Annotated in this window: 26 protein-coding genes and 1 tRNA gene; 14 read left to right on the top strand and 13 right to left on the bottom strand. The window is 58.6% G+C overall.

The features are described 5' to 3' along the window. Positions 1–17: 17 nt before the first annotated feature. Entirely contained in the window at positions 18–1040 is a 1023-nt protein-coding gene (locus CRO62_RS25350; RefSeq protein WP_003515366.1) for an amino acid ABC transporter substrate-binding protein, read from the bottom strand. A gap of 376 nt (positions 1041–1416) precedes the next feature. Here CRO62_RS25350 and CRO62_RS25345 point away from each other — a divergent pair, with 376 nt between their 5' ends. Further along, on the top strand, positions 1417–2604 hold the full coding sequence (locus tag CRO62_RS25345) for a cystathionine beta-lyase (protein WP_097102659.1): 1188 nt from the start codon (positions 1417–1419) through the stop codon (positions 2602–2604). 2 nt (positions 2605–2606) lie between these two features. On the opposite strand, the gene CRO62_RS25340 is transcribed toward CRO62_RS25345, so the two are convergent. Together CRO62_RS25340 and CRO62_RS25335 are read right to left on the bottom strand one after the other, a co-directional pair. Continuing rightward, positions 2607–3776 carry an FAD-dependent monooxygenase gene (locus CRO62_RS25340; RefSeq protein WP_097102657.1) on the bottom strand — a complete coding sequence of 390 codons (1170 nt, stop codon included), beginning with the start codon at positions 3774–3776 and terminating at the stop codon, positions 2607–2609. Positions 3777–3805: 29 nt separating this feature from the next. Further along, positions 3806–4051: a zinc-finger domain-containing protein gene (locus tag CRO62_RS25335; protein WP_003495891.1), complete on the bottom strand. Its 246-nt coding sequence runs from the start codon at positions 4049–4051 to the stop codon at positions 3806–3808. A gap of 170 nt (positions 4052–4221) precedes the next feature. Between CRO62_RS25335 and CRO62_RS25330 the strand changes: the two genes are divergently transcribed. The 3 genes from CRO62_RS25330 (at position 4222) to CRO62_RS25320 (ending at position 6321) form a co-directional block, all read left to right on the top strand. Continuing rightward, on the top strand, positions 4222–4998 hold the full coding sequence (locus CRO62_RS25330; RefSeq protein ID WP_025593509.1) for an alpha/beta fold hydrolase: 777 nt from the start codon (positions 4222–4224) through the stop codon (positions 4996–4998). A 143-nt stretch (positions 4999–5141) separates the two neighbouring features. Continuing rightward, entirely contained in the window at positions 5142–5966 is an 825-nt protein-coding gene (gene cysE, locus CRO62_RS25325; protein WP_003515358.1) for a serine O-acetyltransferase, read from the top strand. 151 nt (positions 5967–6117) lie between these two features. Next, positions 6118–6321 (top strand): DUF3126 family protein, encoded by a 204-nt coding sequence (locus CRO62_RS25320; protein ID WP_003515356.1) that lies wholly within the window; start codon positions 6118–6120, stop codon positions 6319–6321. 55 nt (positions 6322–6376) lie between these two features. On the opposite strand, the gene CRO62_RS25315 is transcribed toward CRO62_RS25320, so the two are convergent. Beyond that, the gene (locus tag CRO62_RS25315; protein WP_097102655.1) at positions 6377–7771 is read right to left on the bottom strand and encodes a cytochrome P450; all 1395 of its coding nucleotides are present in this window, start codon (positions 7769–7771) and stop codon (positions 6377–6379) included. 111 nt (positions 7772–7882) lie between these two features. Between CRO62_RS25315 and CRO62_RS25310 the strand changes: the two genes are divergently transcribed. After that, positions 7883–8548, top strand: a complete 666-nt coding sequence (locus tag CRO62_RS25310) for a TetR/AcrR family transcriptional regulator (protein ID WP_097102653.1) — start codon at positions 7883–7885, stop codon at positions 8546–8548. 96 nt (positions 8549–8644) lie between these two features. Here the strand turns inward: CRO62_RS25310 and fdhA are convergent, their stop codons facing one another. Together fdhA and CRO62_RS25300 are read right to left on the bottom strand one after the other, a co-directional pair. Further along, positions 8645–9835 (bottom strand): formaldehyde dehydrogenase, glutathione-independent, encoded by a 1191-nt coding sequence (fdhA, locus tag CRO62_RS25305; protein WP_097103312.1) that lies wholly within the window; start codon positions 9833–9835, stop codon positions 8645–8647. Positions 9836–10139: 304 nt separating this feature from the next. Further along, on the bottom strand, positions 10140–11012 hold the full coding sequence (locus CRO62_RS25300; RefSeq protein WP_097102651.1) for an ATP-binding protein: 873 nt from the start codon (positions 11010–11012) through the stop codon (positions 10140–10142). A gap of 207 nt (positions 11013–11219) precedes the next feature. Between CRO62_RS25300 and yajC the strand changes: the two genes are divergently transcribed. The 5 genes from yajC (at position 11220) to CRO62_RS25275 (ending at position 16092) form a co-directional block, all read left to right on the top strand. Continuing rightward, the gene (gene yajC / locus CRO62_RS25295) at positions 11220–11567 is read left to right on the top strand and encodes a preprotein translocase subunit YajC (protein ID WP_003515350.1); all 348 of its coding nucleotides are present in this window, start codon (positions 11220–11222) and stop codon (positions 11565–11567) included. 79 nt (positions 11568–11646) lie between these two features. After that, on the top strand, positions 11647–14211 hold the full coding sequence (secDF, locus tag CRO62_RS25290; RefSeq protein WP_097102649.1) for a protein translocase subunit SecDF: 2565 nt from the start codon (positions 11647–11649) through the stop codon (positions 14209–14211). Next, positions 14211–14603 (top strand): Mth938-like domain-containing protein, encoded by a 393-nt coding sequence (locus CRO62_RS25285; RefSeq protein WP_003515346.1) that lies wholly within the window; start codon positions 14211–14213, stop codon positions 14601–14603. The genes secDF and CRO62_RS25285 overlap by 1 nt, the downstream gene beginning before the upstream one ends. 23 nt (positions 14604–14626) lie before the next feature. Next, a complete protein-coding gene (locus CRO62_RS25280; RefSeq protein WP_097102647.1) occupies positions 14627–15472 on the top strand; it encodes a phytoene/squalene synthase family protein in 846 nt (281 codons plus the stop codon). A 161-nt stretch (positions 15473–15633) separates the two neighbouring features. Continuing rightward, positions 15634–16092, top strand: coding sequence for a hypothetical protein (locus tag CRO62_RS25275; protein ID WP_003515343.1), 459 nt, complete (start codon positions 15634–15636; stop codon positions 16090–16092). A 14-nt stretch (positions 16093–16106) separates the two neighbouring features. Here CRO62_RS25275 and CRO62_RS25270 read toward each other — a convergent pair whose 3' ends face one another. The 3 genes from CRO62_RS25270 to lipB all read right to left on the bottom strand — a co-directional run bounded on the left by CRO62_RS25270 (position 16107) and on the right by lipB (position 18986). Continuing rightward, positions 16107–17042: a DMT family transporter gene (locus CRO62_RS25270; protein WP_179784626.1), complete on the bottom strand. Its 936-nt coding sequence runs from the start codon at positions 17040–17042 to the stop codon at positions 16107–16109. 75 nt (positions 17043–17117) lie between these two features. Further along, positions 17118–18185 carry an NAD(P)-dependent alcohol dehydrogenase gene (locus CRO62_RS25265; RefSeq protein WP_097102645.1) on the bottom strand — a complete coding sequence of 356 codons (1068 nt, stop codon included), beginning with the start codon at positions 18183–18185 and terminating at the stop codon, positions 17118–17120. Positions 18186–18254: 69 nt separating this feature from the next. Then, on the bottom strand, positions 18255–18986 hold the full coding sequence (lipB, locus tag CRO62_RS25260; RefSeq protein ID WP_097103308.1) for a lipoyl(octanoyl) transferase LipB: 732 nt from the start codon (positions 18984–18986) through the stop codon (positions 18255–18257). A 189-nt stretch (positions 18987–19175) separates the two neighbouring features. On the opposite strand from lipB, the gene CRO62_RS25255 reads away from it, so the two are divergent. Further along, positions 19176–19260, top strand: a tRNA-Leu gene (locus CRO62_RS25255). A 558-nt stretch (positions 19261–19818) separates the two neighbouring features. After that, complete coding sequence (locus CRO62_RS25245; RefSeq protein WP_097102643.1) at positions 19819–20244, top strand: PAS domain-containing protein; 426 nt, start codon at positions 19819–19821, stop codon at positions 20242–20244. Positions 20245–20321: 77 nt separating this feature from the next. On the opposite strand, the gene CRO62_RS25240 is transcribed toward CRO62_RS25245, so the two are convergent. Next, complete coding sequence (locus CRO62_RS25240) at positions 20322–20489, bottom strand: Thivi_2564 family membrane protein (protein ID WP_003502827.1); 168 nt, start codon at positions 20487–20489, stop codon at positions 20322–20324. 121 nt (positions 20490–20610) lie between these two features. Between CRO62_RS25240 and CRO62_RS25235 the strand changes: the two genes are divergently transcribed. Then, the gene (locus CRO62_RS25235) at positions 20611–21039 is read left to right on the top strand and encodes an OsmC family protein (RefSeq protein WP_097102640.1); all 429 of its coding nucleotides are present in this window, start codon (positions 20611–20613) and stop codon (positions 21037–21039) included. A 3-nt stretch (positions 21040–21042) separates the two neighbouring features. On the opposite strand, the gene CRO62_RS25230 is transcribed toward CRO62_RS25235, so the two are convergent. From CRO62_RS25230 to CRO62_RS25220, 3 genes are read right to left on the bottom strand one after another with little or no spacing between them, the layout of a single operon-like run. Then, positions 21043–21537 (bottom strand): peptide deformylase, encoded by a 495-nt coding sequence (locus CRO62_RS25230; protein WP_097102638.1) that lies wholly within the window; start codon positions 21535–21537, stop codon positions 21043–21045. 17 nt (positions 21538–21554) lie between these two features. Then, on the bottom strand, positions 21555–21857 hold the full coding sequence (locus CRO62_RS25225) for a hypothetical protein (RefSeq protein WP_097102636.1): 303 nt from the start codon (positions 21855–21857) through the stop codon (positions 21555–21557). 13 nt (positions 21858–21870) lie between these two features. Further along, a complete protein-coding gene (locus tag CRO62_RS25220; protein WP_097102634.1) occupies positions 21871–24174 on the bottom strand; it encodes an FdhF/YdeP family oxidoreductase in 2304 nt (767 codons plus the stop codon). A gap of 370 nt (positions 24175–24544) precedes the next feature. On the opposite strand from CRO62_RS25220, the gene mgtE reads away from it, so the two are divergent. Continuing rightward, positions 24545–25972 (top strand): magnesium transporter, encoded by a 1428-nt coding sequence (gene mgtE, locus CRO62_RS25215; protein WP_013636179.1) that lies wholly within the window; start codon positions 24545–24547, stop codon positions 25970–25972. Positions 25973–26043 lie beyond the last annotated feature (71 nt).

Genomic DNA, 26043 nt, shown 5'->3' with positions numbered 1-26043 from the left:
GCCAACGATAGTGCCGATCAACGAACCGGCGGTGCGTATTGCAGGCCGCCCTTGGTCCAAAGCGCGTTCTGGCCACGCTCGATCTTCAGCGGCGAGCCGGCGCCAACGTTACGGTCGAAGACTTCGCCGTAGTTGCCGACCTTCTTGACGATGTTGTAGGCCCAGTCGTTCGTTACGCCGAGATCGGTACCGATCTTGGTGCCTTCTTCAGTGCCAAGCAGACGCTTGATATCAGGGTTGGCGCTGTTCTTCTGCTCGTCGACGTTTTTCGAGGTGATGCCCAGCTCTTCGGCGTTGACCATCGCGTAGTGAACCCACGTGACGATGTCGAACCACTGGTCGTCGCCCTGGCGAACGGCCGGTCCAAGCGGCTCCTTGGAGATCACTTCAGGCAGAACGATGTTGTCATCGGGGTTCTTCAGCTTGAGACGGATAGCATACAGACCGGACTGGTCGGTGGTGTAAACGTCGCAACGGCCGGAATCATAAGCCGAAGTCGCATCGGATTCCTTTTCGAAAACAACCGGGTTGTACTGAAGGTTGTTGGTCTTGAAGTAGTCGGCAAGGTTGAGCTCGGTGGTCGTGCCGGTCTGAACGCAGACGGCGGCGCCGGAAAGCTCAAGCGCGGACTTCACGTTGAGGCCCTTCTTGGCGATGAAGCCCTGGCCGTCATAATAGTTGACGGTACGGAAGTTGAAGCCAAGCGATGTGTCGCGGCTGATCGTCCAGGTGGTGTTACGGGTCAGAACGTCGACCTCGCCAGACTGGAGAGCCGGAAAACGGTCCTTGCTCGAAAGAGCGACAAATTTAGCCTTTGTAGGATCGCCGAAAACCGCAGTGGCAATACCGCGGCAATAGTCCACGTCGATGCCGGACCATTCGCCCTTGTCATCGGGATTGGAAAATCCCGGAATGCCAGCGCTCACGCCGCAGGTGACGAAACCTTTCGACTTCACGTCCTGAAGCGTCGCAGCCGAAGCGACCGAGGCTCCTCCCAAAACTGCTGCGCCGATAACGGCCGACAGAATTGCCTTTTTCATTTTTCCCAACCTTTGTTTGTTATCGTCAATCGGAAGAGGACCGGCATATTGTTTTTGCCCCAGCTCCCCCCTTCAGCAGATCTTTTCGATCCGCTTTTTCTATCACAATCGTAATTGGCAGCGGGGTCAAGACATGCTGACAATAATTGTGCCTATAAAACGGAATTTTCCAAATTTTGGTCGGGAAGTGTGCAAAGGGTGAAAATATAAGCATATTTTTGCGAAAAAATACACTTGCACGATTTTTGTATACTTCTTGTATGCTGTTGCGGGGTGGATCAATCCTCCCGTCTGCGAATGTTCTGCGGGACTTGACCTTACCTCCGGCACTCCGCATTGTCGCTCGCGTCAATATCCCTTCGAAAGCTGATCTGAAATGACCAAGACCAATGACCTGCTTTCCACCGCAGGTATGAATACGCGCCTGACCCATGGCGGCAACGATCCCGCCGACTGTTTCGGTTTCGTCAATCCGCCCATCGTGCGCGGCTCTACCGTGCTTTTCCCCGATGCCGAGACGCTTTCGACCGAAAACCAGAAATACACCTATGGCACCCACGGCACGCCGACGACCGATGCGCTATGCAATCTCGTCAACGAGCTGGAGGGTTCTTTCGGAACCATTCTCGTGCCATCGGGCCTTGCTGCGATCACCGTGCCGTTCCTCGCCTATCTTGGCGCCGGCGATCATGCGCTGATCGTCGATTCGGTGTATTTTCCCACACGCCGCTTCTGCAACACGATGCTGAAGAAGCTTGGTGTGGAGGTGGAGTATTACGACCCGGCGATTGGGGCGGGTATCGAAGCGCTGATCCGCCCGAATACCAAGCTGGTGCATCTGGAAGCGCCGGGTTCCAATACCTTCGAGATTCAGGATGTTCGGCTGATCACCGAGATCGCCCACAGGCACGATTGCGTCGTGACGATGGACAATACCTGGGCGACACCGCTTTATTTCAAGCCGCTCGATTTCGGTGTCGACGTTTCCATCCATGCCGCCACCAAATATCCGTCCGGTCATTCCGATGTCCTGATGGGCTTCGTTTCCGCCAATGAAAAGCACTGGAAGACGCTTTATCAGGCGAACACCAATCTTGGCATCTGCGTGACGCCTGATGACGCCTATCAGATACTGCGCGGCATGCGCTCCATGGGCATTCGACTTGCGCACCACCAGAAAAGCGCCCTCGACATCGCCACCTGGCTGGAAAGCCGCGACGACGTCGCGAGCGTTCTGCATCCGGCCCTGCCGAGCTTTGCCGGGCATGAACTCTGGAAGCGCGATTTCAAGGGCGCAAGCGGCGTATTTTCCTTCGTGCTGAAGGCCGAAGAGGGCAAATACAAGCAGACTGCGGCGGCATTCCTGAATGCGCTGACCTTCTTCGGGCTAGGCTATTCCTGGGGTGGATACGAATCGCTTGCCGTGTCGGTGTCGCTTGTCGACAGGACGATTGCCAAAGGCCCGTCGGAAGGTCCGGTCATCCGCCTGCAGGTAGGGCTTGAAGATATCGCCGACCTCAAGAAGGATCTCGAGGCCGGGTTTGCGGCGGCAGCCGGGGTTTAACCTCAGCCTTTGGCGCGGTAGCCGTAAAGCCAGTCGAAGTCCTTCAGGAAAGATTCCGTCGGACGTGTCGAAAAGACGAAGTCCCTGGCAAGCCGAACCGGGCCTGTGGCGTGATAGGCGAAACGATTGAGAGAGGCCCGCTTGCGGGCCTTTTCTATGCGCGGCAGACGCAGGGCTTCGAAGGCGGCAAGGGCCTGTGGTACGGGCAGGGATGTTCCGGTCAATGTGCCCGCCAGTTCAAAAGCATCCTCGATGGCCATCGCAGACCCCTGTGCGGCAAAGGGCATCATCGCGTGGGCAGCGTCGCCGATCAGCACCGTATCGCGACCATTGTGCCAGCGTCCGGCACCGGCCTGATAAAGCGGCCAGAAGGTCGGATTTTCCGACGATGCCAGCAATCGAACGATATCCGGGCTCCAGCCGCGAAACTGCGCAAGCAGCATGGCTTTCTGTTGGCCGCTCGATTCCGCCCGCCATGTTGCGCCGGGATCGGCGCCGAGTGCGATGGCCACGATGTTGAAGCCGCCGACTTCCTTCAGCGGGTAGGCGACGATATGGCCACCCGAACCGAGATAGGCGGTGACGGCGCTTTTGTTGATGGCTGACGGCACATCTTTTGCCGCGACCGTGAAGCGCCAGGCAATATTGCCAGAGAAAGTGGCCGTGGGGGCGGAGGGGACAGCGAAACGGGCCGCGGACCAGACACCGTCTGCGCCGACGATCAGGTCGTGATCGCGGAACGTGGTTGCAGCGATGACGTCTGTCGTCGCGTTATCGATACGTTTGCCAAGATGCAGGCGGCAGAGCGGATTGCGCGTTACCGCATTGAGAAGCGCGCTTTGCAACGTCGAGCGATGCAGCACGCCATAAGGTGCGCCCCAGCGTGTGCGGGCAGTCGCACCCACGGGTAAGGACAGCAACGTGGCAAGCGATTTGCCATCGGCCAGATCGACGCTGACCGGCTCGGTCCAACGCGCCTCTATCTCAGGCATCACGCCGAGTTCGGCAAGGATGCGGGCGGCATTGGGCGATACTTGCAGGCCCGCACCGACTTCCGTCAGTTCGCCGGCCTGTTCAACGATGTCAGAGCTGATGCCGTGCCGGGCAAAAGAAAGTGCCGCGGTGAGACCGGCGATGCCGGCACCGACGATGGCTACGGATTTGATGGGCATGTCGCGCCCCGATCAGGAAAGGTGGAAGGTCAGGCGGCCTTCACATGGAAGACGCAGCCCGGAGGATTGGTCTGCTCGGCCTTCAGCGACGGATTGTAGCGGTAAAGGGTGGAGCAATAGGAACAGACCTTCTCGTTGTCGTCGCCCATGTCGATGAAGATGTGGGGATGATCGAAAGGCACCGAAGCGCCGGTGCACATGAATTCCTTGACGCCGATCTCGATCACGCTGTGTCCGCCATCGTTCTGGAAGTGGGGAATGGAATGCCCGGCCATGTTCGTCTCCAAATGCAATATCGTGGTTAAGCCGCACATCGTCATCGAGCATGGGCTTATTGCTGCGGATATGTAGCCTCAAACGCATTGCATCTCCATAAAAATCGTCAGGAAAACATGTTCAAAATTGCGATTTCCTGCCATATGGTCCGGCAAAAAGGATGTCCTTGATGAATCTCAACATGCCGCAATTTTCCGATTTTTCCCATGACGGCCTTCGCCTTGCCTATTTCGATGAAGGTGATCCGGCGGGCGATCCGGTTCTGTTGATTCACGGCTTTGCCTCCAGCGCCAACGTCAACTGGGTGCATCCAGGCTGGCTGAAAACGCTTGGTGACGCCGGTTACCGGGTGATTGCCATCGACAATCGCGGCCATGGCGCAAGCGACAAGCCGCATGATCCGCAAGCCTATTATCCGCCCGTCATGGCCGGCGATGCGGTGGCGCTGCTTAATCATCTCGGCATCGCGGAGGCTCATGTGATGGGCTATTCCATGGGCGCACGCATCTCGGCCTTTCTGGCGATGGCACATCCGGAACGTGTTCGCTCACTGGTTTTCGGCGGACTCGGCATCGGCATGGTGGAAGGTGTGGGCGACTGGGATCCGATTGCCGAGGCGCTGCTGGCACCCTCGCTCGATGTCGTCACGCATGAGCGCGGCCGCATGTTCCGCGCCTTTGCCGACCAGACGAAAAGCGACCGGTTGGCGCTTGCAGCCTGTATCGAGACCTCGCGTGTCCTCGTCAGCCGCGAACAGGCCGCAAAAATCGATGCACCGACGCTGATCGCGGTCGGAACCAATGACGATATCGCCGGATCGGGTGCCGAACTTGCGGCGATCATGCCGCATGCGCGGGCTATCGACATTCCCGGCCGTGACCACATGCTGGCGGTTGGCGACCGGGTGTTCAAGGCGGCGGTTCTGGAATTTTACCGCAGCCTTTGATGGGTGGCGGCAAGAAACGGTTTTTCATGCTGCATGAAGAAAAACTGAAGCCTTGCCGCCTTTAAAGTCGTCATTCGAATCCCATTTCTTATGCACGTCTTTTTCTGTATAAAGAACGACTACTGCAAACGAGGAGACCATTCATGGTCGCACGTACCGAGGCCCGTCAGCCAGAACAGCTGGCGATCGTCGATCCGATCTGGGGCAGCCTGCTGCATGAGGCACGAAGCGCCGTGGCGCAGGACCCGCTGCTTTCGGCTTTCCTTTATTCGACAATCCTCAATCACCGGTCTCTGGAAGAATGCGTGATTTATCGCATCTGTGAACTCCTCGATCATCCCGATATGCAGGCCGTTCTTCTACGCCAGACCTTTCAGGACATGCTGGACGACTGGCCTGAATGGGGCAGCGTGCTGCGCGTCGATATCCAGGCGGTTTACGATCGCGATCCGGCCTGCACGCGCTTCATGGAGCCGCTCCTTTATTTCAAGGGGTTTCAGGCCATCCAGACGCATCGCCTTGCCCATTGGCTGCTGCAAAAGGGCCGCAGGGATCTGGCGCTTTATCTGCAAAGCCGCTCGTCCAGCATTTTCCAGACGGATATCAATCCGGCAGCACGCATCGGCAAGGGTATCTTCCTCGATCATGCCACCGGCCTGGTGGTCGGCGAGACGGCCGTTATCGGCGACAACGTTTCCATCCTGCATGGCGTGACGCTTGGCGGCACCGGCAAGGAGGGGGCAGACCGTCATCCGAAGATCGCCAATGGCGTGATGATCGGAGCGGGCGCGAAAATCCTCGGTAATATCGAGATCGGCAGCTGCTCTCGCATCGCCGCCGGTTCTGTGGTGCTGAAGCCGGTCCCGCCGAAGACCACCGTTGCCGGTGTGCCGGCGCGGGTGGTGGGAGAGGCAGGGTGTTCCGAACCCTCGCGCCTGATGGATCAGGTCATTGGAGCCGATATCTGACGGGTCCGATATTTTCTCAATCGTCCGTGTGGAAGGCTCCGCGTGAAAGACATGGCCTGTGAAAGACATTGGCGATGTGCCGCTTTCACTTTACTTTCGCCTTTGTCCCATGCCAAAAGCGGCGCAACCCGAACCGCACAGGAGAATAGTGGTGAAAGCCGACGAAATCAAAAAACTCGACGCCTATTTCAAGCGCACCTTCAATGAAAAGATGGTTGTGAAGGCGCGTCCCCGTAAGGACGATTCCGCCGAGGTGTATCTTGGCGAAGAGTTCCTTGGCGTTGTCTACATCGATGACGAGGACGGCGACCGCTCGTACAACTTCTCCATGGCAATCCTCGACGTCGATCTTTGATCGTCACTGCCCGGTGACGGGTGGTTTTCGCGGATTAATAGTCGCCCGCGGTGGCTCACGCCGCGGGCGATTTGTTTTTGCGGTCGGTGACCCGCATCATCAAGCTGCTTTGCGGCCGCAACGTCACCCTCATCAGTGGCTGCGCCGGACTTGCCGATCTGTTTTCGAGATGGACGTTCTGCAGCAGCACCGCCAGGATCGACAGGGCCTCCATCATTGCAAATGCATTGCCGATGCAGACACGCGGACCTGCACCGAAGGGCATATAGGCGTAACGGTGGCGCGCCTTGGTCTTTTCAGGCTCGAAGCGGGAAGGGTCGAAACGTTCCGGTTCGTCCCATAGCGCCGTGTGCCGGTGGACAGCGTAGATCGGCACATAAAGAACGGTTCCGGCAGGAATATCATGGTCGCCGAGCTTGAAGTCCTGCAACGCCGTGCGGGTAACGACCGGAGCAGGTGGGTAAAGCCGCATCGCCTCGGAAAATACCTGTCTGGTATAGGTCAGTTGGGCGATGTGCTCGGCGGCGACGGGATTTCCACCCGTGACGGCTGCGATTTCCTCGACCACCTTACGTTCCACGTCGCTGTGTTGCGACAGCAGATTGAACGTCCATGCCAGACCGAGCGCAGTCGTTTCGTGACCGGCAGTGATGAAGGTCAGCAGATTGTCGATGATTTCCTTGTCGCTCATCATGCGTCCCGTCTCCGGGTCCTTCGCCTCAAGCAGCATGGACACCAGATCGTTTCTCTCGACGGGGTTCCGCCGCCGGTCCGCAATCACCGTCGACAGGCTGGAGCGCAGATAACCGACAGCGGCCCGGGCCTTGCGCCGACCGGGGTGAGGGAGCCATTCCGGTGCGCCCAGCATGGCGAGAGCGAACGTCCAGCCTGTCGGTTTCAGATAGTCGGTGATGCTTTGCTCGACACGCCCGATATCGATCCCGTGGCCGCCGGACATCATGGTTTCAACGATGATGTCGAAGGTGGTCCGCATCATTTCATGGCCGATATCGATGTCACCGAAAGGAGATGCGCGCCAGCGCTTGCTGGTCCGCTCTGCCGCCTCGATCATGACGGGCAGCAGTTCCAGCAGCTTTTCGTGCCGGAAGGCGGCGGCAACGGATTGCCGTTGCCATTTCCAGTGATCGCCATCGGCGGTCAGAAGGCCCTGTCCGAGAGCGGGGCCAAGCGCGCGGCGCACGTCCTCACCCTTGCCGAGCAGATGGGCGTTCTTGACCAGGGCCTCATGGATGAGGACGGGATCGGCAAGATGGACGCGCATCGTACCGCCGAGACGGATAAACACCGCCGGTTCGTTGAAAATCTCCGGTGGCAAGGCGTTCAGCGGATTGCGGATGAGTGACAGGGCCAAACGTGCCGTGGCGAATTTCGATACGGGTGCCGCAGCGGATGTATCCGGGAGCGGGGTGCGAAGGTCGGTTCCGGGCATGGACAGGTCCTTTATTCGCGTTGAACACTCAAATTTACTTGTTAAGGTGTGTACCTTATTTTATTCATTTAAGGTATACACCTTAGGTTTCAATAGCGGGGTCCGATATCAATGAAGAAAAGCGAGGCCGGACGATCGACGGGGCGTCCTTCCCCCACACGACAGAGAATCATCGCTGCCGCACTCCAACTATTTAACGAGAGGGGGCCTGATCACGTAACCACAGCCGAGATCGCAAGGGCAGTGAATATCAACGAGGGTAATCTTTATTATCATTTCCGCACCAAGGAGGCACTGGTGCTGGCGCTGTTTGCCCTGTTCGAGACCGACGCGCTGGCGGTTGTCGCAAAGATCGACGAAGAGGACGAAGTTGCCGCATCGACATATGCTGGCTTTCTGCGGCTCTGGTTTTCGCTGGTGTGGAGCTACCGTTTCCTGTTTCGCGATCTTGTCGGCCTTGTTTCCTCCGCGCCTGCGCTGGTGGAGCCGGTTCGCGACATAAGCGCGGCAATGCGCCTTTCCGTTGATGATATCGTCAGCCGGATGGAGAGGGCGGGGCTTGCAGAGATTCCAGAAACCGAGCGGGCGGCCCTTCTTACTAATCTCTGGATCGTCTCGACCTATTGGGCGGCTTATCTAAACCTTCAGGAAGGCGTCACTGAATTCGGGCCGCAGCAACTGGAATGGGGACTTCGGCAGGTGTCCAGCCTGTTTCGACCCTATCTCTCACCATTGGCTACCTCCGAGCTGGAGGCGATGCTTGTAGTTGATCCATGATTTCACCTGATGGTGACAGTGTGAATGCAGGCAAAAACGCCCGCGACAATATCTATCGCGGGCGTTTCCTATCTCGCGGGTCTTAAGCCGCCGTTATTAGGCTGACTTCAGCAGATCACCGTGCGGATCGAGCACGAACTTGGTTGCGGCACCCTGGTCGAAGCTTTCATATCCCTGTACGGCGTCGTCGAGTGCGATGATCTTGGCGTTGACGATGTCAGCAATGGGCAGGCGGTCGTGCAGGATCGACTGCATGAGCTGGCGATTGTATTTCAGCACCGGCGTCTGGCCGGTATGGAAAGACTGTGCCTTGGCCCAACCGAGGCCGAAACGAAGCGACAGGCTGCCCTGTTTTGCTGCGGCATCGACGGCACCCGGGTCTTCGGTGACGTAGAGGCCGGGAATGCCGATCGAGCCAGCGGCACGGGTGATTTCCATCATCTGGTTGAGAACGATGGCCGGCTGTTCGCCGCCCGAATGGCCACGCGCTTCGAAACCGACGGCATCGATGGCGCTGTCCACTTCGTTGGTGCCGACGACCTCGGCAATCATATCGCCCAGCCGGTCGCCCTTGGAAAGATCCACGGGCTCGAAGCCGACTTTGGCGGCGTGTGCAAGGCGATCCTTGTTGAAATCACCGATCATGACGACGGCGGCACCGAGAATACGGGCAGACGCGGCAGCCGCCAGACCGACGGGGCCGGCGCCCGCGACATAGACCGTGGAGCCGACACCGACGCCGGCTTTGACCGCGCCATGAAAGCCGGTCGGCAGGATGTCCGAGAGCATGGTGAGGTCGCGGATCTTGGACATTGCCCTGTCGCGGTCGGGAAATTTCAGAAGGTTGAAGTCGGCATAGGGAATGGTGACGTATCTGGCCTGTCCACCGATCCAGCCGCCCATATCGACATAACCATAGGCGCCGCCGGCACGGGCGGGGTTCACCGTCAGGCACACACCGGTATCCTGCGACTTGCAGCAGCGGCAGCGACCGCAGGCGACGTTGAACGGCACCGAGACGATATCGCCGATATCAAGCATCTCGACGTCGACGCCTTTTTCAATGACTTCGCCGGTGATCTCATGGCCAAGGACGAGGCCGGGCATCGCCGAGGTGCGGCCGCGCACCATATGCTGGTCCGAACCGCAGATATTCGTGGAAATAACCTTGAGAATGACACCGTGCTCGATACGGCGGCCATCCGGCGCCTCCAGCTTCGGGTCATCGATGTCGCGGACCTCGACCTGGCCGGGGCGCAAATAGACGACGCCTCTGTTTTTGCTCATATCCATCTCCTCCTTGGGTTGAACACTAATACCGGCCCGCTCCTCCGCGGACAGGATATCGTCAAAACTCATGCGCGGACCCGTATGCGGCTCGCGTGGAATCTCAATCGGCGAAGGGATGGAAAGAAGAACAATCGGCGCGTTTGGACAAACGTCGCCTGCCTCTTGATCACCGCCCGCCGCAGATACCCGGCATTACGCCGGATATGTGCAGCAAACCATTTGGCGGGCGATGTGGCGGTCGGGAATACGACAACGCCTATAGCCGCAACGACACCGGCTCTCGCCAGATGTCACGGTGGCGTTATCTGTCGATCGATTTTCTCAGGCGCCCGGCGGCATCCTGAATATATTGCCAGGCGACGCGACCGGAGCGGCCGCCTCGCGTCGTCGCCCATTCCAGCGCCTCGTGATGCAGGGTTTCGCGATCGAGGCCGAGGTCGAAATGTTCGGCATAGCCGTCAATCATCGTCAGATAGTCTTCCTGGCCGCATTTGTGGAAGCCGAGCCACAGGCCGAAGCGGTCCGAGAGCGAGACCTTTTCCTCAACAGCTTCCGAAGGGTTGATGGCGGTCGATTGCTCGTTCTCCATCATGTGGCGCGGCAGAAGATGACGGCGGTTGGAAGTTGCATAGAACAGCACATTGTCCGGACGCCCCTCTATGCCGCCATCGAGTGCTGCCTTCAGCGACTTGTAGGCCGTGTCGTCGTGATCGAAGGAGAGATCGTCGCAGAAGACGATGACGCGTTCGCCGGAAGCTTTCAATATATCCAGCAAGGCGGGCAGGGTGTGGATATCTTCGCGATGCACCTCGACCAGCTTCAGGGGAACGCCGCTTGCGGCGCGCACATCTTCGTGAACGGCCTTGACCAGCGAGGATTTGCCCATGCCACGTGCGCCCCAGAGCAGCACGTTGTTGGCGGGAAAACCATCGGCAAAACGCAGCGTGTTCTCGTGCAGGATATCGCGCACATGATCGACGCCGCGAATGAGTTTCAGCGCAATGCGGTTCGGACGTGAGACCGGCTGCAGAAAGGAATTGACCGGCGTCCAGACAAAGCAATCCGCCGCATTCCAGTCGTTCACGGCAGGTGCCGGGCCTGCCAACCGTTCCATGGCGACGTTAAGCCGGCGCAGTTCGGCAAGAAGCAGGGTGGCCGTCTCTTCTCGAATCATGGTGTTTCTTCCGCTTATCCGGTGTTCAAAACGATGTTTTCAACCCGGCCTAGCATGGCGTTTCCGGCCCATAAAGGTTAAGAGGTCCGGAATCGGTACGGCGTGGCTTCTGCATCTGTTGCATTCCCGGCGTTCCCCACTATATTCCGGCGGCTTGAAAGCTGGGGCGGCATACGAGGTCGTGCTGTAATCGTTGAGGAGTTTTATATGTTCATTAGTCAAGCTTTTGCCCAGGACACGGCGGGCGGCGCGTCTGCATTCGGTTCCGGCCTTGAGATGCTTTTCCTGTTTGCACCGCTCATGGTGGTCTGGTACTTTTTCCTCATTCGCCCGCAACGCGCGCAGATGAAGAAGCGTCAGGAAACGTTGACCAATATTCGCCGTGGCGATCAGGTCGTTCTTGGTGGCGGCATCGTTGGCAAGGTGACCAAGGTCATCGACGACAATGAACTCGAAGTCGAAATCGCCGAAGGCGTGAAAATCCGTGCAGCTCGTGCTTACATTGCCGAAGTGCGCGTGAAGGGCGAAGTGGTCAAGACGGAAGCCGCTTCCTGATCCTGCCGGATAATTGAACGTCCGCTTCCGAATTTGACGGGTTGCGCGTCGCGCAACCCCAACCCTGACCGAGATCGAAATGCTTCATTTTTCCCGTTGGAAAACAGTCTTTATCTGGTTGCTTGTGCTGGCAAGCGTCTTCATCGCATCTCCCAACCTGTTTTCGGACAAACAGCTGGAGAGCATGCCTGCCTGGTACAAGGACAACAAGGTAACGCTCGGTCTCGACCTTCAGGGCGGCTCGCATATCATGCTCAAGATTGAGCGTTCCGACATCGTCAAGGAACGGCTTGAAACGATCGTGGGTGACGTGCGCACGCAGCTTCGCGACGCCAACATCCGCTATTCGGGGCTTACGGGCAACGGCCAGCAGATTCAGGTTCGCATCAGCGATCCCGCTCAATATGAAGCGGCGAAAACCGCGCTTCGCGACCTGACGCAGCCGGTGTCCGCCGGAACGCTGGTCGGCGGTTCCATCACAGAAGTGACGATGAACGACGGCGGCGACAATCTATTGCGGCTGAACCTGACCGATGAAGGCGTGGATTATCGCCTGTCCTCGGCCGTGTCGCAGTCCATCGAGGTCGTGCGCCGCCGCGTTGACGAAGTCGGCACCACCGAACCGCTCATCCAGCGTCAGGGTTCCGACCGCATCATCGTGCAGGTGCCGGGCCTCCAGGATCCGCAGCGCCTGAAATCGCTTCTCAACCAGACCGCAAAGCTGTCCTTCCGCATGGTCGATACCACCATGCCGGTGCAGGAAGCGATGAATGGCCGTCCGCCCGCGACGTCAGAGGTTCTTTATTCGCAGGACGATCCGCCGGTTCCCTATCTGGTGGAACGCCGCGCGCTCGTTTCCGGCGACAATCTCGTCGATGCGCAGGCAAGCTTCAACCAGCAGACCAACGAACCCGTCGTCACCTTCCGTTTCGACAGCCGCGGTGCGCAGCGCTTTGCGCAGGCGACGCAGCAGAATGTCGGCAAGCCTTTCGCCATCGTGCTCGACAATCAGGTCATTTCCGCACCTGTCATCCGTGAACCGATCATCGGCGGTTCAGGACAGATTTCCGGCAGTTTCTCGGTTCAGGGCGCCAACGACCTTGCAGTCCTGTTGCGTGCGGGCGCACTTCCGGCCACGCTGACCGTGGTTGAGGAACGCACCGTCGGTCCGAGCCTTGGTAACGACTCCATCACCGCCGGCCTCACGGCAAGCGCCATCGGCGCCGTCGGCGTCCTCATCTTCATGTTCGTCTTTTACGGCTTCTTCGGCCTGCTTGCGAACATCGCCCTCATCGTCAACGTGGTCATGCTGATCGCCGTCCTCAGTGTGATCGGATCTACGCTCACCTTGCCCGGTATTGCCGGTATCGTCTTGACGATCGGTATGGCGGTGGATTCCAACGTTCTGATCTACGAGCGAATACGCGAAGAGGTGAAGAGCGGGAAACCGCTGATCCAGTCACTGGATAATGGTTTCACACGCGCCTTTGCGACCATTATCGACGCCAACCTGACGACGCTGATCGTTGCAAGCGTGCTGTTCTACATGGGCACGGGTCCGGTCAAGGGCTTTGCCGTCACGCTTGCGGTCGGTATCATCACCACCGTCTTCACGGCCTATACGCTGACGGCCTGGATGTTTGGCTACTGGGTTCGCCGCAGCCGTCCGAAACATCTGCCGAAGGGTGTGCGCACCGCCATGTTCGACGGTCGCGACATTCCGTTCATGCGTTATCGCCGTGTGGTTTTCATGATCACCGGTGTGATCATGCTCGCCTGCGTCGGCGGCTTCGTGGCCAAGGGCCTGAACCTCGGCATCGATTTCCAGGGCGGTTCGGTCATCGAAGTGCGCGCCAAGCAGGGTGAGGCCGATCTCGCAGATATTCGCGAGCGTCTGAACCAGCTGAACCTCGGTGAAATCCAGGCACAGAATTTCGGTACGCCGCAGGACGTTCTCATCCGCATTCAGGCGCAGGATGGCGGCGAAAATGCCGAGCAGTCGGCAATCACCCTGGTGCGCGGCGAGTTGCAGGACAAGTATGATTTCCGTCGCGTGGAAGTCGTTGGTCCGGCCGTGTCCGGTGACCTGACCGTGACCTCCACGATCGGTGTTCTGCTCGCCATGGCGGCGATCATGGTCTACATCTGGGTTCGCTTCGAGTGGCAGTTTGCACTGGGTGCGGTCATCTCGATGGTGCACGACGTGGTCTTCACCATCGGCCTGTTCGTCTTCCTGGGTATAGAGTTCAACCTGACCAGTATCGCGGCGATCCTGACGATCATCGGTTATTCGCTGAACGATACGGTGGTCATCTATGACCGTGTCCGTGAAAACCTCCGGCGGTACAAGAAGATGCCGCTTTCGATGATCATCGACGTATCGCTGAACCAGACCCTGTCGCGCACGATCCTTACCGGTCTGACCGTGCTTCTGGCACTGCTGGCACTGTATCTGTTCGGTGGCGAGGTCATCCGTTCCTTTACCTTCGCCATGTTGTTCGGCGTCGGTATCGGCGTGTTCTCCTCGGTCTATATCGCGGCTCCGGTGCTGATCGCCTTCAAGCTGCGTCCCGAAAGCAAGGATGCGGAAGACGAGAAGGATGAGAAGTCCGGCAATGCCATCGGCGGCAAGCCTGCCGTCTGATGGCCGGCGGGATTGAAATACGCCCGGCCCATTTTCCCGGCCGGGCGCCCATCGATGCCTATGGCAATGGCGGTTTCCGTTTCGCCGACATGTCGCACCGCGGCTCTCTCCTGTTGTTGCCTTCCGGCATTCACGGCTGGAGCCCGGTTGATGTGAAGGAATTGACGCTTGAGCATTTCGACAAGGTTCTGGCTGATGCGCAGGATATCGAGGTGCTTTTGATCGGCACGGGCGATGGCATGCGGGTCTTGCCGAAGGAATTGCGCGAAGCCTTCAGGCAAGCGGGCATTTCGGTCGATCCGATGAGCACGGGTGCTGCCGTGCGCACCTATAATATCATGCTTTCGGAATCGCGCGCCGTGGCTGCGGCGCTGATTGCCGTCGAAGGCTGACAGGACGTTTCGCGCGGGGAAACATGGCACCCACAGAGAATCTAGACGTCTGCCTCGCGACGCTGCGCGACACCGATCGTGACCGCTATCTCGCGTGCCTTCTGTCTCCGGCCGACAAGCGCGCAGCGCTTGCCGCGCTTTATGCCTTCAATGCCGAAATTGCCCGAATCCGCGATTCCGTGCGCGAGGCGCTGCCTGGTGAAGTTCGCATGCAATGGTGGCGCGATCTTCTTGATGGCAATGCGCATGGGGACAGCCAGTCTCACCCCGTTGCTGCCGCTCTTTTGTTGGCGATCGAGCAATATCGCCTGCCGCGACCGGTTCTTGCCAATATGATCGAGGCGCGCATCTTCGATCTTTATGACGATCTGTTCGTGGATCGTAACGCGCTCGAAGGCTATGCGGGGGAGACCGCCTCGGCACTGATCCAGCTGGCCGGCCTTGTGCTTTCGCCGGAAGACACTCCAGCAAGTGCGGAAGCTGCGGGGCATGCGGGGGTTGCGCAGGCCATGGCCGGCATTCTAATGCTGATGCCGCTGCACCGTCGTCGTGGGCAGGTCTATATCCCCGCCGATATGCTCGCGGCTGCCGGGCTTGATCGCGAGACGTTTCTGGAAGGCGACGACAAACAACGTATCGGCATCGCCATCGAGATTTTTGCAACGCACGCGCTTGATCATATCGAGAAGGCGAGACGCGCCAAGATTTCCCGGAATGTCTTTGCGGCCTATCTTCCCGTCGCCTTGTCCGGTCCGGTAATCGCCGCTGCCAGAAAGGCGGGAGCGGGCGTGTTTGAAGGCGAAGTGCAACTGTCGCAGCTTCGCCGGCAATGGCTGCTGGCAAAGGCGTCTTTCCTCAAGCGTTTCTGATTGCTCGACCTGCACATGGCGCGGACAAATCGGAGCCGATTTTCGCGTCGGGGCAGAAGAGCCACACTTCACGCAAGCCTCGGTGTTTAAGAGCTTGAGCCGGGTTCGCATCGTTTCGATTCGCGAATCGCGATGTTTCGGTGCTGAGGGAGCATTCCCGGATGAATATGGCGGTCTGGATAATCGTTTTCGTGCTGCTTGCGGTCTTCGCTGTTTATGCCTGGCGCATGACGCGAGCGACGGATGAGGATAATAACCACGATGTGGGGCAGGCGATCATGGATTTCGCCCGCGCGTTTCCCACCGAGGCGATCAGAAGCCTGCATATGACGGTGGATGGCGGCGCAGCCTTCGTGCGGCTGCACGACAACAAGGCCGGCTTCATGCGCAATATGGGATCCCATTATGTGTGCCTGATGATCGATCCCGAGCGGATAAGGGTCGAAAGTCTGGAAAGCGGTGACGGTTTCGTCGTTACGTTTTTCGATACGCCGAAATATAGCGGCTCATACCGCTTCAAATCCGCCGGAGAGGCCGCCGAGGTTTCGCTGTGGCTGCTCGGTAGCCTTGTGGAGGCGCAGGACCATCACGACGAAGGACCGCAGCCCTCGGGCGCCTGAAAGCGTTCTGGGCGTCATTGTCCGTCGAGCGGCGGGTTCGCCTGCGTCTGCACGCGCTCGCGCCAGATGATGAAAAGGCCGGATGCGACGATGATGAGGATGCCGAGCCATTTCGATGGCGTCGGAAAATCCGAAAACAGCGTATAACCGAGAACCGTCGCCGAGATGATCTCGAAATACTGGAATGGCGCCAGAAGCGACAGCGGCGCCAGCCTGAAGGCCCTGACGATCAGGAGATGCATATAGCCGGATATCGACCCCAGCAGGATGAGCAGGGTGAGGGTGAAGCCGGATTGCGGAAGCGAGATCGCGAAATCCTTGTCACCGTAGGCGTCGCCGGCCAGAAGGGCTGCCGCCATGAACACCGTGCCGGCAATGCCGGACATGGTCTGCATGACAAGCGGACTGTCGGCATCGCCGATGGCGCGGTTAAGGAACAGGTAGAGCGTGTAGAGAAATGCGCAGGCGACCGGCAGGAGCGATGTCCAGCCGAATATCTCAAAACTCGGCTGAATGACGATCAGAGCGCCGCCGAAACCCACCGCAATCGCTGTCCAGCGTTTCCAGCCGACCCTGTCGCCGAGGAAGAGGGCCGACATCATCGTCAGCATGAATGGCTCGACGAAATAGATGGCAAAGACATCGGCGAGTGGCATGTATTTGACGGCGGCGAAGAACATCAGGCTGGCACTGGCATGCAGCACGCCGCGCAGGCAGTTCATCCACGGTCGTCTGGCGCTGAACAGCGCTTTGGGTGAGACCAGCAGCAGCAGGGGCAGGGTGCACAGAAGCTGGAAAAAGAAGCGGTAGAAGGTGACCTGCGCCGGTGACATGCCGCCGCTCACCGCCATGTATTTGGCGATGGCATCCATGACGGGCAGCACGAACATGCAGCCCGCCATGATCATCATGCCCTTGGCGACATCGTTGAAACCGGTCTGGCTGGTCATGGGTCGGGCTGCGCTTTCAACCAAAAGGTCCAACGAGGAAACGGGAGCGCCAGAGGGCGCTCCCCCTCGACAAGATCAGGCGGCCTTCTGGCGCGGCAGGCTCTTCATATCAATGACGAAGCGATAACGCACATCGCTTTTTATCATGCGTTCATAAGCCTCATTGATCTGATCGATATTGATCATCTCGATTTCGGCGGCGATGCCTTTTTCGGCGCAGAAATCCAGCATTTCCTGGGTTTCGGGAATGCCGCCGATCATCGAGCCGGCGAAGGTCTTGCGGCCAGGGATGAGGCTGAACGCGTGCACGGAGAGCGGTTTTTCGGGCGCCCCCACCTGCACCAGTGCGCCGTCGCGCTTCAATAGGGCCAGATAGGCGTTGATGTCGTGGTCGGCGGCAACCGCGTCGATGATAAGATCGAGGCTGGAAGCCGCTTTTTTCATCTGGTCGGCATCGCGTGAGACGATCACCTCATGGGCGCCGAGCTTTTTCGCGTCTTCCGCCTTGCCGGGGGAGGTGGTGATCATCACGACCGTGGCGCCCATGGCATTGGCGATCTTGACTGCCATATGACCGAGGCCACCGAGACCGACGACGCCGATACGCTTGCCGGGACCTGCATTCCAGTGCCGCAGCGGCGAATAGGTGGTTATGCCGGCGCAGAGCAGGGGTGCTGCGGCTGCTGGATCGAGCCCCTCGGGGATCCGCAGCACATAGCGATCATCGACGACCACATGGGCGGAATAACCACCAAGCGTATGTGCGTCGCCGCCCATGGCCTTGTCAGGCGAGTTGTAGGTGCCGGTCATGCCGTTTTCGCAATATTGCTCCAGCCCTTCGGCGCAGCTTGCGCATTCACGGCAGCTGTCGACGATACAGCCAACGCCGACGCGGTCACCCGCCTTGAATTTCGTGACCTGCGCGCCCACCCGACCGACACGGCCGATGATTTCGTGACCGGGGACGCAGGGGTAGAGAGAACCCGGCCATTCGCTGCGGGCCGTATGGATATCGGAGTGGCAGACGCCACAGAACTCGATTTCGATTTCAACATCGCGCGGGCCGGGATCGCGACGCTTGATGGTCGCGAGCTTCATCGGTGAAGAACCGTCATCGCAGGCATAGGCTGACGTTGTGAACATGGTCGTTCCTCCTCTTGTGGTGATCGATATCGGATACACTGGCAGTCGACAAAAAAGTTGCGGCGGGTTTCAACCGCCGGAGCCGGCTTCGGGCACTGCCGGGCCAAAGACCTCCTCGAAGGCCTCTCGCAGCAGAACATCGACATCGCCGATCATAACCGGCAATCCAAGATCGACAAGGCTGGTGACGCCATAGGCGCTGATGCCGCAGGGAACGATGCCGGAAAAATGCGCGAGGTCGGGATCGACATTGATCGACAGCCCGTGAAAGCTCACCCATTTGCGCAGCCGGATGCCAAGCGCGGCGATCTTGTCCTCGGCCATGCCACCATCTGGAAGCAGGGGTTTTTCCGGACGCCTGACCCAGACGCCAACCCGGTCTTCGCGCCGTTCGCCACGGACATTCATCTTGTCGAGCGTGCGGATGATGACACTCTCCAGCGCGGCAACATAGGCGCGGACATCCTGGCGCCGGCGTTTCAGGTCGAGCATGACGTAAACGACGCGCTGTCCCGGCCCGTGGTAGGTATATTCGCCGCCGCGACCGGTGGCGAAGACCGGAAAACGCTCCGGCTCGATGAGGTCGGCGACATCGGCGCTGGTGCCTGCCGTGTAGAGTGGTGGGTGCTCCAGAAGCCACACGAGTTCGTCGGCCTCGCCATTGGCGATGGCGGCAACTTCCCGTTCCATCTCTTCTATTGCCAGTTCGTAAGGCATGAGACCTTCCGAGATTCGCCAGCGAACAGGCGGCGAGCCGGGAACGGGCAGCATATTTGTCTCGATATCCGTGCGTGTGAGCATGAAAAAGTCCTTTCCACAGCCTTCTCGCAAAATGACGAGAAGGCTGCAACCCCAGCATTTCCGGGCTTCCTGCATATAGGGTGGGCCGGGCTGATTTTTAATTTCAAAAAACTGTCACGACGCTCTTGTGCACCCAAAATCCTTTTGCTACATGCACCCCCGTCGGCGCAAGTCGACGCCTACCACGATGCGGTCGTGGCGGAATTGGTAGACGCGCAGCGTTGAGGTCGCTGTGGGGCAACCCGTGGAAGTTCGAGTCTTCTCGACCGCACCAAAGAAACCCGCTTCGGCGGGTTTTTTCTTTTTCTGCCAATTGTTTGGCTTTGCTCCTCCCAAAAAAAGAAGACGCAGTTACGTTGATTGAGTAAGCCTCGGGCGACTTCGATTCGTTTCGTCTCGGCAGCCCGGGCTGTAAATTTCGGGGCGTCAGATTATCCATCTTGCCGCCATTCGGATGAGATGTTTACGGCTTAGCGTCTCCCCGCGCGATTGCCGTCGCCGACCCGGTAGGGGTCGCCATCCATGACCTGGTCCATCCGCCATTCGTTTCCGCGATAAGGGCTTTGCCACGTCTGGCAGCCAGCTAGAAAGACAGTTGCCGACAGCAACCCAAAAGTAAGAGCGGTTCGCAGCATATGAGCCTCCTTCGAAATTTCATCATGCAGTCATGTAGGTGCAAGCGGTTGGCTTTGCGACGCTTTTTTTGGAAATTATCGTGCTTTCGAAACCGGCATCCGGATCAGGTGTCATTAAATTTCGGTGGATATCGATACACGTTGTAGTAGCCGGTTAAATACCCCCTCAAAACAAGGGGTGGAATATTAGAGGTCTGATGTTAGCGTTTGTCAGAAAAAAAGGTCTGGAGGTTTTCGTGCAGGGGGACAAAGCGGATTCAGACAATGCGCTCGGCTATTATATGTGGAGCATTTCCGACAACAGGTTGATCATGGACACCGTCACCGCGGAGTGTCATGGGTTTTCCGAAACGGTGGCATCGCGAGGTGTGTCGATTGAGGATATTCTCGAAAGAATAGATGTGGAAATGCGCGATCAGGTGGCGCGGGCAATTTTCGAAAGTATCACTACCGGCGTGTTTTTCGACCAGCGCTACAAGGTGCATCTGCCTGATGGTTCCATCCGCTGGATTGTGGCGAAGGGCAGGGCGATTTTCGATGCTGAAAATACGCCGTTTCTTGGTCTCGGCAGCGTTCGTGATATCACTCTAAAAAAAACCTACCAGTTCGAGCCGCGCCAATAGCTATCGAGTGTCATGAAAATCGCGCAAAAAAAGAGGCGGCTTTCGCCGCCTTTTTCTTTTCGCACGCTACCGGGGTATCAGAAGACGGCGAGATATTTCAGCAGCGAAATAATGCCGATGATGATGACGATGACTTGCGCGATCTGTTTCGCGCCGCCGCCGACGGGCAGTCGTGCGATGAGCCACAAGACGAGCACGATCACCAGGAAGGTGATCAGAATGCTGACGAGCGTAGATGTAACCATAGGTCCCAGCTCCCTGTACAATAAAGGTTCAACGGTCGTTCACCGTTGTGTGAGTAAAAAGCGCCAGACAGGTTTTGGTTCCATGCGATTGGTTGCACGCGATTAAATTAGGAATATTTGAATGATAGATGGTGGAAAGGTGAAGTTGAGGCCGGTCGGCGCCACGGCCAAGGTCGGGCGGCTTGGTCGCCCACTGATTTCGACAGTGACCGGCGGTGCCCTGGAAATTGTGACGGGTGTCTCTGAGCCGGGCTTCAATCCGATCGACCTACTTTATTCGTCGCTTGCGGCATGCCTGGCGCTCAGCGCCCGGATTGCGGCGAGCCGCATGGGGTTGCTGGACAGCTTCGAGAGCGTGCTCGTTGACGTTTCCGGTGAGAAATCCGCGCAGGAGCCCTATCGCATCATCCGTTTCGATATCAGGATCGAGATTGCCGGTAATTTCGATGAGGCGACGCGCGCCGCAATTGCCCATGCGGCCGAAGATATCTGCACCGTTAGCAACACTTTGAAGGGCGACGCGGACTTTGCTCTTTCGATCGCTAGCTGATCGTCACGGCTTTCGGGATTTTTCCCATTTCTTCACCAGCCGGTCGCGTTTCAGCTTCGACAGGCGCTTCAGCCAGAACACACCATCCAGCTGGTCGATCTCGTGCTGGATGCAGATGGCGTGAAATCCCTTGGCGCTCTGTCGATGTTCCACGCCCGCTACGTCCTGAAACCTCACCTCGACCTCAGACGGGCGTTCCACCTCTTCGGTGAAGCCCGGCATCGAGACGCTGCCTTCCACATGCCGCATGGTCTGCGCGGAGTGACTGACGATTTGGGGATTGATGTATGTCAGCACGGTTCCCGGCGTCAGCTCAAGCACGAAGACGCGCTGTTTTACACCGATGTGAGCCGCGGTGATGCCGACGCCGGGGGCGGCGCGCATGGTGTCGATCAAGTCCGTGACCAGATTTTGCAGGTGGTCGTCAAAAACAGTGACCGGCGCGCAAATCTCGGAAAGACCGGCATGGGGGTAGGGCAGGATCGGCCTGATTGCCAAGGAATGCTCCGTTCGTTTCAGGTTTGGGAGGATGGTGCGGCAAGCGCCTGTCCTTCCGCTGTGACCTCCAGCCAACTGCGCTGGGTGCGGGCGTCGCGTTTCGTCACCCGCACAAAGCGCGGTGACAGGGCGGAGATTTCGCGCAGGACGAGGGCATGCGCAAGCCCCAGCCGATTGGCGATGCTGCGGCTGTCGGTGGCGATATCCATATTGATGGCCAGAAGGATCGCCGCGCCCGTGGCCGAAAGCGCCTGCGACGGTCCTTGCACGATCTGCTCCACCGCGGCCATGAAAGCCGCTGCAGATTGTTCCTCACCCATCAAGCCATCCTGTTCAAGAGGCGGAACCGGCAAGCAGGCGGAAGGAGACGAGTACCGATTTCGACGTTGGCGTGAAGCTGCCTTCGCCATAGCTTGACAGCGGCACCAGCACGTTCAGTTCCGGATAATAGCCGCCGACACTGCCGCGCGGAATATTGTAGGGGACCAACCGGAAATTTTGAGCGATCCGCTCCATGCCATCGCCATATTCGCCGATGACATCGACGCGCTGGCGGGAGTGGGCGCCCAGCGCCTCCATATCCGCAGGATTCATGAAGATGACCTGACGTTCGCCATAAACACCGCGATAACGGTCGTCCATGCCGTAAATCGTGGTGTTGTATTGGTCGTGGCTGCGGAATGTCTGCAGCACGAAAATATTGTCGCCAGTGAGCGCCTGCTGATGCTCGGTCTGTTCGGGAAGCGGGCCGCTATAAAAGACGGCTTTTTTTGCCGGCGTGTTCCATTCCCGTTCGGAGGCCGTGTTGCGCAGGCGAAAACCGCGCGGCACGCGGACGCGTTCGTTGAAATTGTCGAAACCGGGGATGACCCGCTCGATCATGTCTCGGATGAGATCGTAATCCTCGGCAAGCGCTTTCCAGTCGACCTGCGCATTGCCAAGGGTCGCTTGCGCAATGCCGGCAACGATGGCGACTTCGGAGCGCAGTTCCTCCGAGGCTGGCGGATTGATGCCGCCGGAACCATGCACCATGCTCATGGAATCCTCGACCGTGACGATCTGCGGCTTGCCCGCAGAATTACGGTCGATTTCCGTTCGGCCAAGGCAGGGCAGCACGAAGGAGATTTCGCCTGGCACCAGATGCGAATGGTTGAGCTTGGTGGCGATATTGACCGTCAGCTTCTGATTTTCAAAAGCCTTGACGATCAGCGGACTGTCGGGCGTTGCCCGCATGAAGTTGCCGCCGAGCGCGATGAAGGTTTGCGCCTTGCCATCCAGCATGGCGGCTACGGCCTCCACGGTGTTGTGGCCAGGTTTGCGCGGCATGGCAACGCCGAGTTCTTTTTCCAGTGCGTCGAGCAGCGCCGGCGGCGCTTTTTCATCGATACCGACCGTGCGATCACCCTGAACGTTGGAATGGCCGCGCACCGGGCAAAGACCGGCACCGGGGCGGCCGATATTACCGCGCAGCAACATGAAGTTGGTGATTTCGCGAACCATGATGACGGAGTGGCGATGCTGGGTGACGCCCATGGCCCAGGTGGCGATGACGCAGCCGGCATTCATGTAGATGCGGGCGGCTTCTTCGATTTCTGCGCGGGTGAGGCCGGACTGGTCGAGAATGCTTTCCCAGCTGGTCGCCTCAACGGCATCACGATAAGCCTCGAACTCGACCGCATGTTCGGCGATGAAGTCGTAGTCGATGATGGCAGATTCTCCGGCAGTCCTTGCGGCATCGTCGGCTGCAAAGATCGCCTTGCTCATGCCGCGCACCACCGCCATATCGCCGCCTTGCCGGGGCTGGTAATAGTTGGTGGCGATCTTGGTATTGCCGCCGGTGATCATCTCGATCTTGTCCTGCGGATCGGCGAAGCGTTCCAGACCCTTTTCCTTGATCGGATTGAGGACGACGATTTTCGCGCCGCGAAGCGCTGCCCGGCGCAGGTCGCCCAGCATGCGCGGGTGGTTCGTGCCGGGATTTTGGCCGATTACGAAGATCGCGTCTGCCTGCTCGAAGTCTTCCAGAAGCACCGTGCCCTTGCCGACGCCGATCGACGCTTTCAGGCCTACACCGCTTGCCTCGTGGCACATGTTGGAGCAGTCGGGAAAATTGTTCGTGCCGTAAAGCCGCACCATCAATTGATAGATGAAGGCTGCCTCGTTGGAGGCGCGACCGGATGTGTAGAATTCCGCCCGATCCGGGCTGTCGAGGCCGTTGAGAACGCCGCCGATTTCGGCAAAGGCGTCGTCCCAGGAGACCGGCAGATATTTGTCGCTCGCCCGGTCGTAACGCATCGGGTGGGTGAGGCGGCCCTGTTTTTCCAGATCGTAGTCAGACCAGCCGCGCAGTTCGGAGACGGTGCGGGTGGCAAAAAAATCGGGCGGCACCCGGGCTTCCGTCGCTTCCCATGCGACCGCCTTGACGCCGTTTTCGCAGAATTCGAAGGAGGAGCCATGCTCCGGATCGCCCCATGCGCAGCCCGGGCAATCGAATCCATCCGGCTGGTTGGCCTTCAGCAGCGTGCGTGCGCCGGAAATCGGCGCGCCGGATTCCATCAGCCGTTTGCCGACGCTTTTAAGCGCGCCCCAGCCACCCGCGGCGGCGGATGCCTTGCCGATGAAATCTGTCTTGCTCATTGTCGTGATTTTCCTGAAATTTTCCTGGCCGTCCCGGGATACTTACCGTTTGGCAATGGCCAATCATATATAAAAAAAGCTCTTTCAGAATCGTCTATGGGCGACATATGTCAATCTCTATCTTACCGGTTCCGACGGAACGGCAAGGGCTTTCCGGGCGTTGTGCGGATTGAGGTGCACTGTCTGCGGCTGCATCATCATGGAGTGCTGCGCTCTTCAATCATGGTCTTGCGAAAGGGCGGTCCATGACATTTTCGTCGCAGTTCCGAAGCCCGTTGTTTTTCACCTATCCGGTTGTTGACAATATACTTTTTAACGCCATTCTGCCTGCAAATTCGTGCACTGCGGCATTTAAAGAAGGGGACGCCAGATGACAGACCGTGACGACGATCTTCTCGCGCCCGAAGAGTTGAAACCGACAGAGGCACCCTCCGATATCTACGCCGAGGACGGCTCTGTCCGCTCCGACTTTCTGGCGATGGTGGGGGCGGCGATTGCCGACCGCGATCTGCTTTTCCTGCGCAAGAATGTGGCGCGGCTGCATGAGTCTGAACTCGGCGACGTGCTGGAGTCCATCATGCCGGAGCAGCGCCACGCGCTCGTGCGGTTGCTGGGTTCCGATTTTGACATGACGGCGCTGACCGAGGTGGATGAAGGCATCCGTCTCGATATCGTCGACCAGATGTCGAATGAGCAGATCGCTGCCGGTATCGGTGAACTGGATTCGGACGATGCCGTCTACATTCTCGAGGATCTCGACGACGAGGACCGCGAGGACATCCTCTCGCAGCTTCCGTTCACCGAACGGGTGCGGCTGATGCGGGCGCTGGATTATCCGGAGAGCTCTGCCGGTCGTCGCATGCAGACGGAATTCGTTGCCGTGCCGCCATTCTGGACAGTGGGACAGACCATTGATTATCTGCGTGAGGAGGAGGAGTTACCGGATTCCTTTACGCAGATCTTCGTCATCGACCCCACGTTCAAGCTTGTCGGCGCTCTCGATCTCGACAAGGTGCTGCGCGCCAAGCGTCAGGTGAAGATCGAAACAATCATGCACGAGACCAACCACTCCATTCCGGCCGAAATGGACCAGGAAGAAGCGGCGCAGCTTTTCGAACAATACGACCTTCTGTCCGCCGCGGTGGTGGACAATAACGGCCGTCTGGTCGGCGTTCTCACCATCGATGACGTGGTCGACGTCATTCAGGAGGAAGCTGAAGAGGATTTGCTGCGCCTTGGCGGTGTGGGCGACGAAGAACTGTCTGATAGCATCACCAGCACCTCGCGCTCGCGTGTGCCGTGGCTTGCGGTCAACCTCCTTACCGCCTTTCTGTCTGCCTCCGTCATCAGCCTGTTCGATGCGACGATCCAGCAGATCATTGCACTGGCGATCCTGATGCCGACGGTTGCCGGCATGGGCGGCAATGCCGGATCGCAAACCATGACCGTGTCCGTGCGGGCGCTGGCTACCAAGAGCCTCGATATTCACAACGCTGCCCGCATTATCAGGCGTGAAGCGGGCGTTGGCATCCTGAACGGACTGTTGTTCGGCTGTGCCATCGGCATCGTTGCAGGCGTGTGGTTCCAGGATGTCCATATCGGCGGCATCATTGCCGCAGCCATGTGTCTCAACATGCTGGCGGCGGCGCTGGCAGGCATTCTCATTCCGCTGGTTCTCGACAGGTTCGGGGCAGACCCCGCCGTTTCCTCTGCCGTCTTCGTGACGGCGGTAACGGACATTGTTGGCTTTTTTTCGTTTCTGGGCATCGCTACCTGGTGGTACGGTATTTCGGGATAGGCCCGAACAGGCGAAAGCGGCAGGAAAAATTGACTTTTACGTGAAGGTCAAATAATAATTGTCCGGTTATG

The sequence above is a fragment of the Rhizobium sp. AN6A genome (assembly GCF_900215635.1).
GTDB lineage: Bacteria > Pseudomonadota > Alphaproteobacteria > Rhizobiales > Rhizobiaceae > Agrobacterium > Agrobacterium tumefaciens.
The sequence above is the reverse complement of the archived record's forward strand: the minus strand, read 5'-3'. Positions and strand labels throughout refer to the sequence as shown.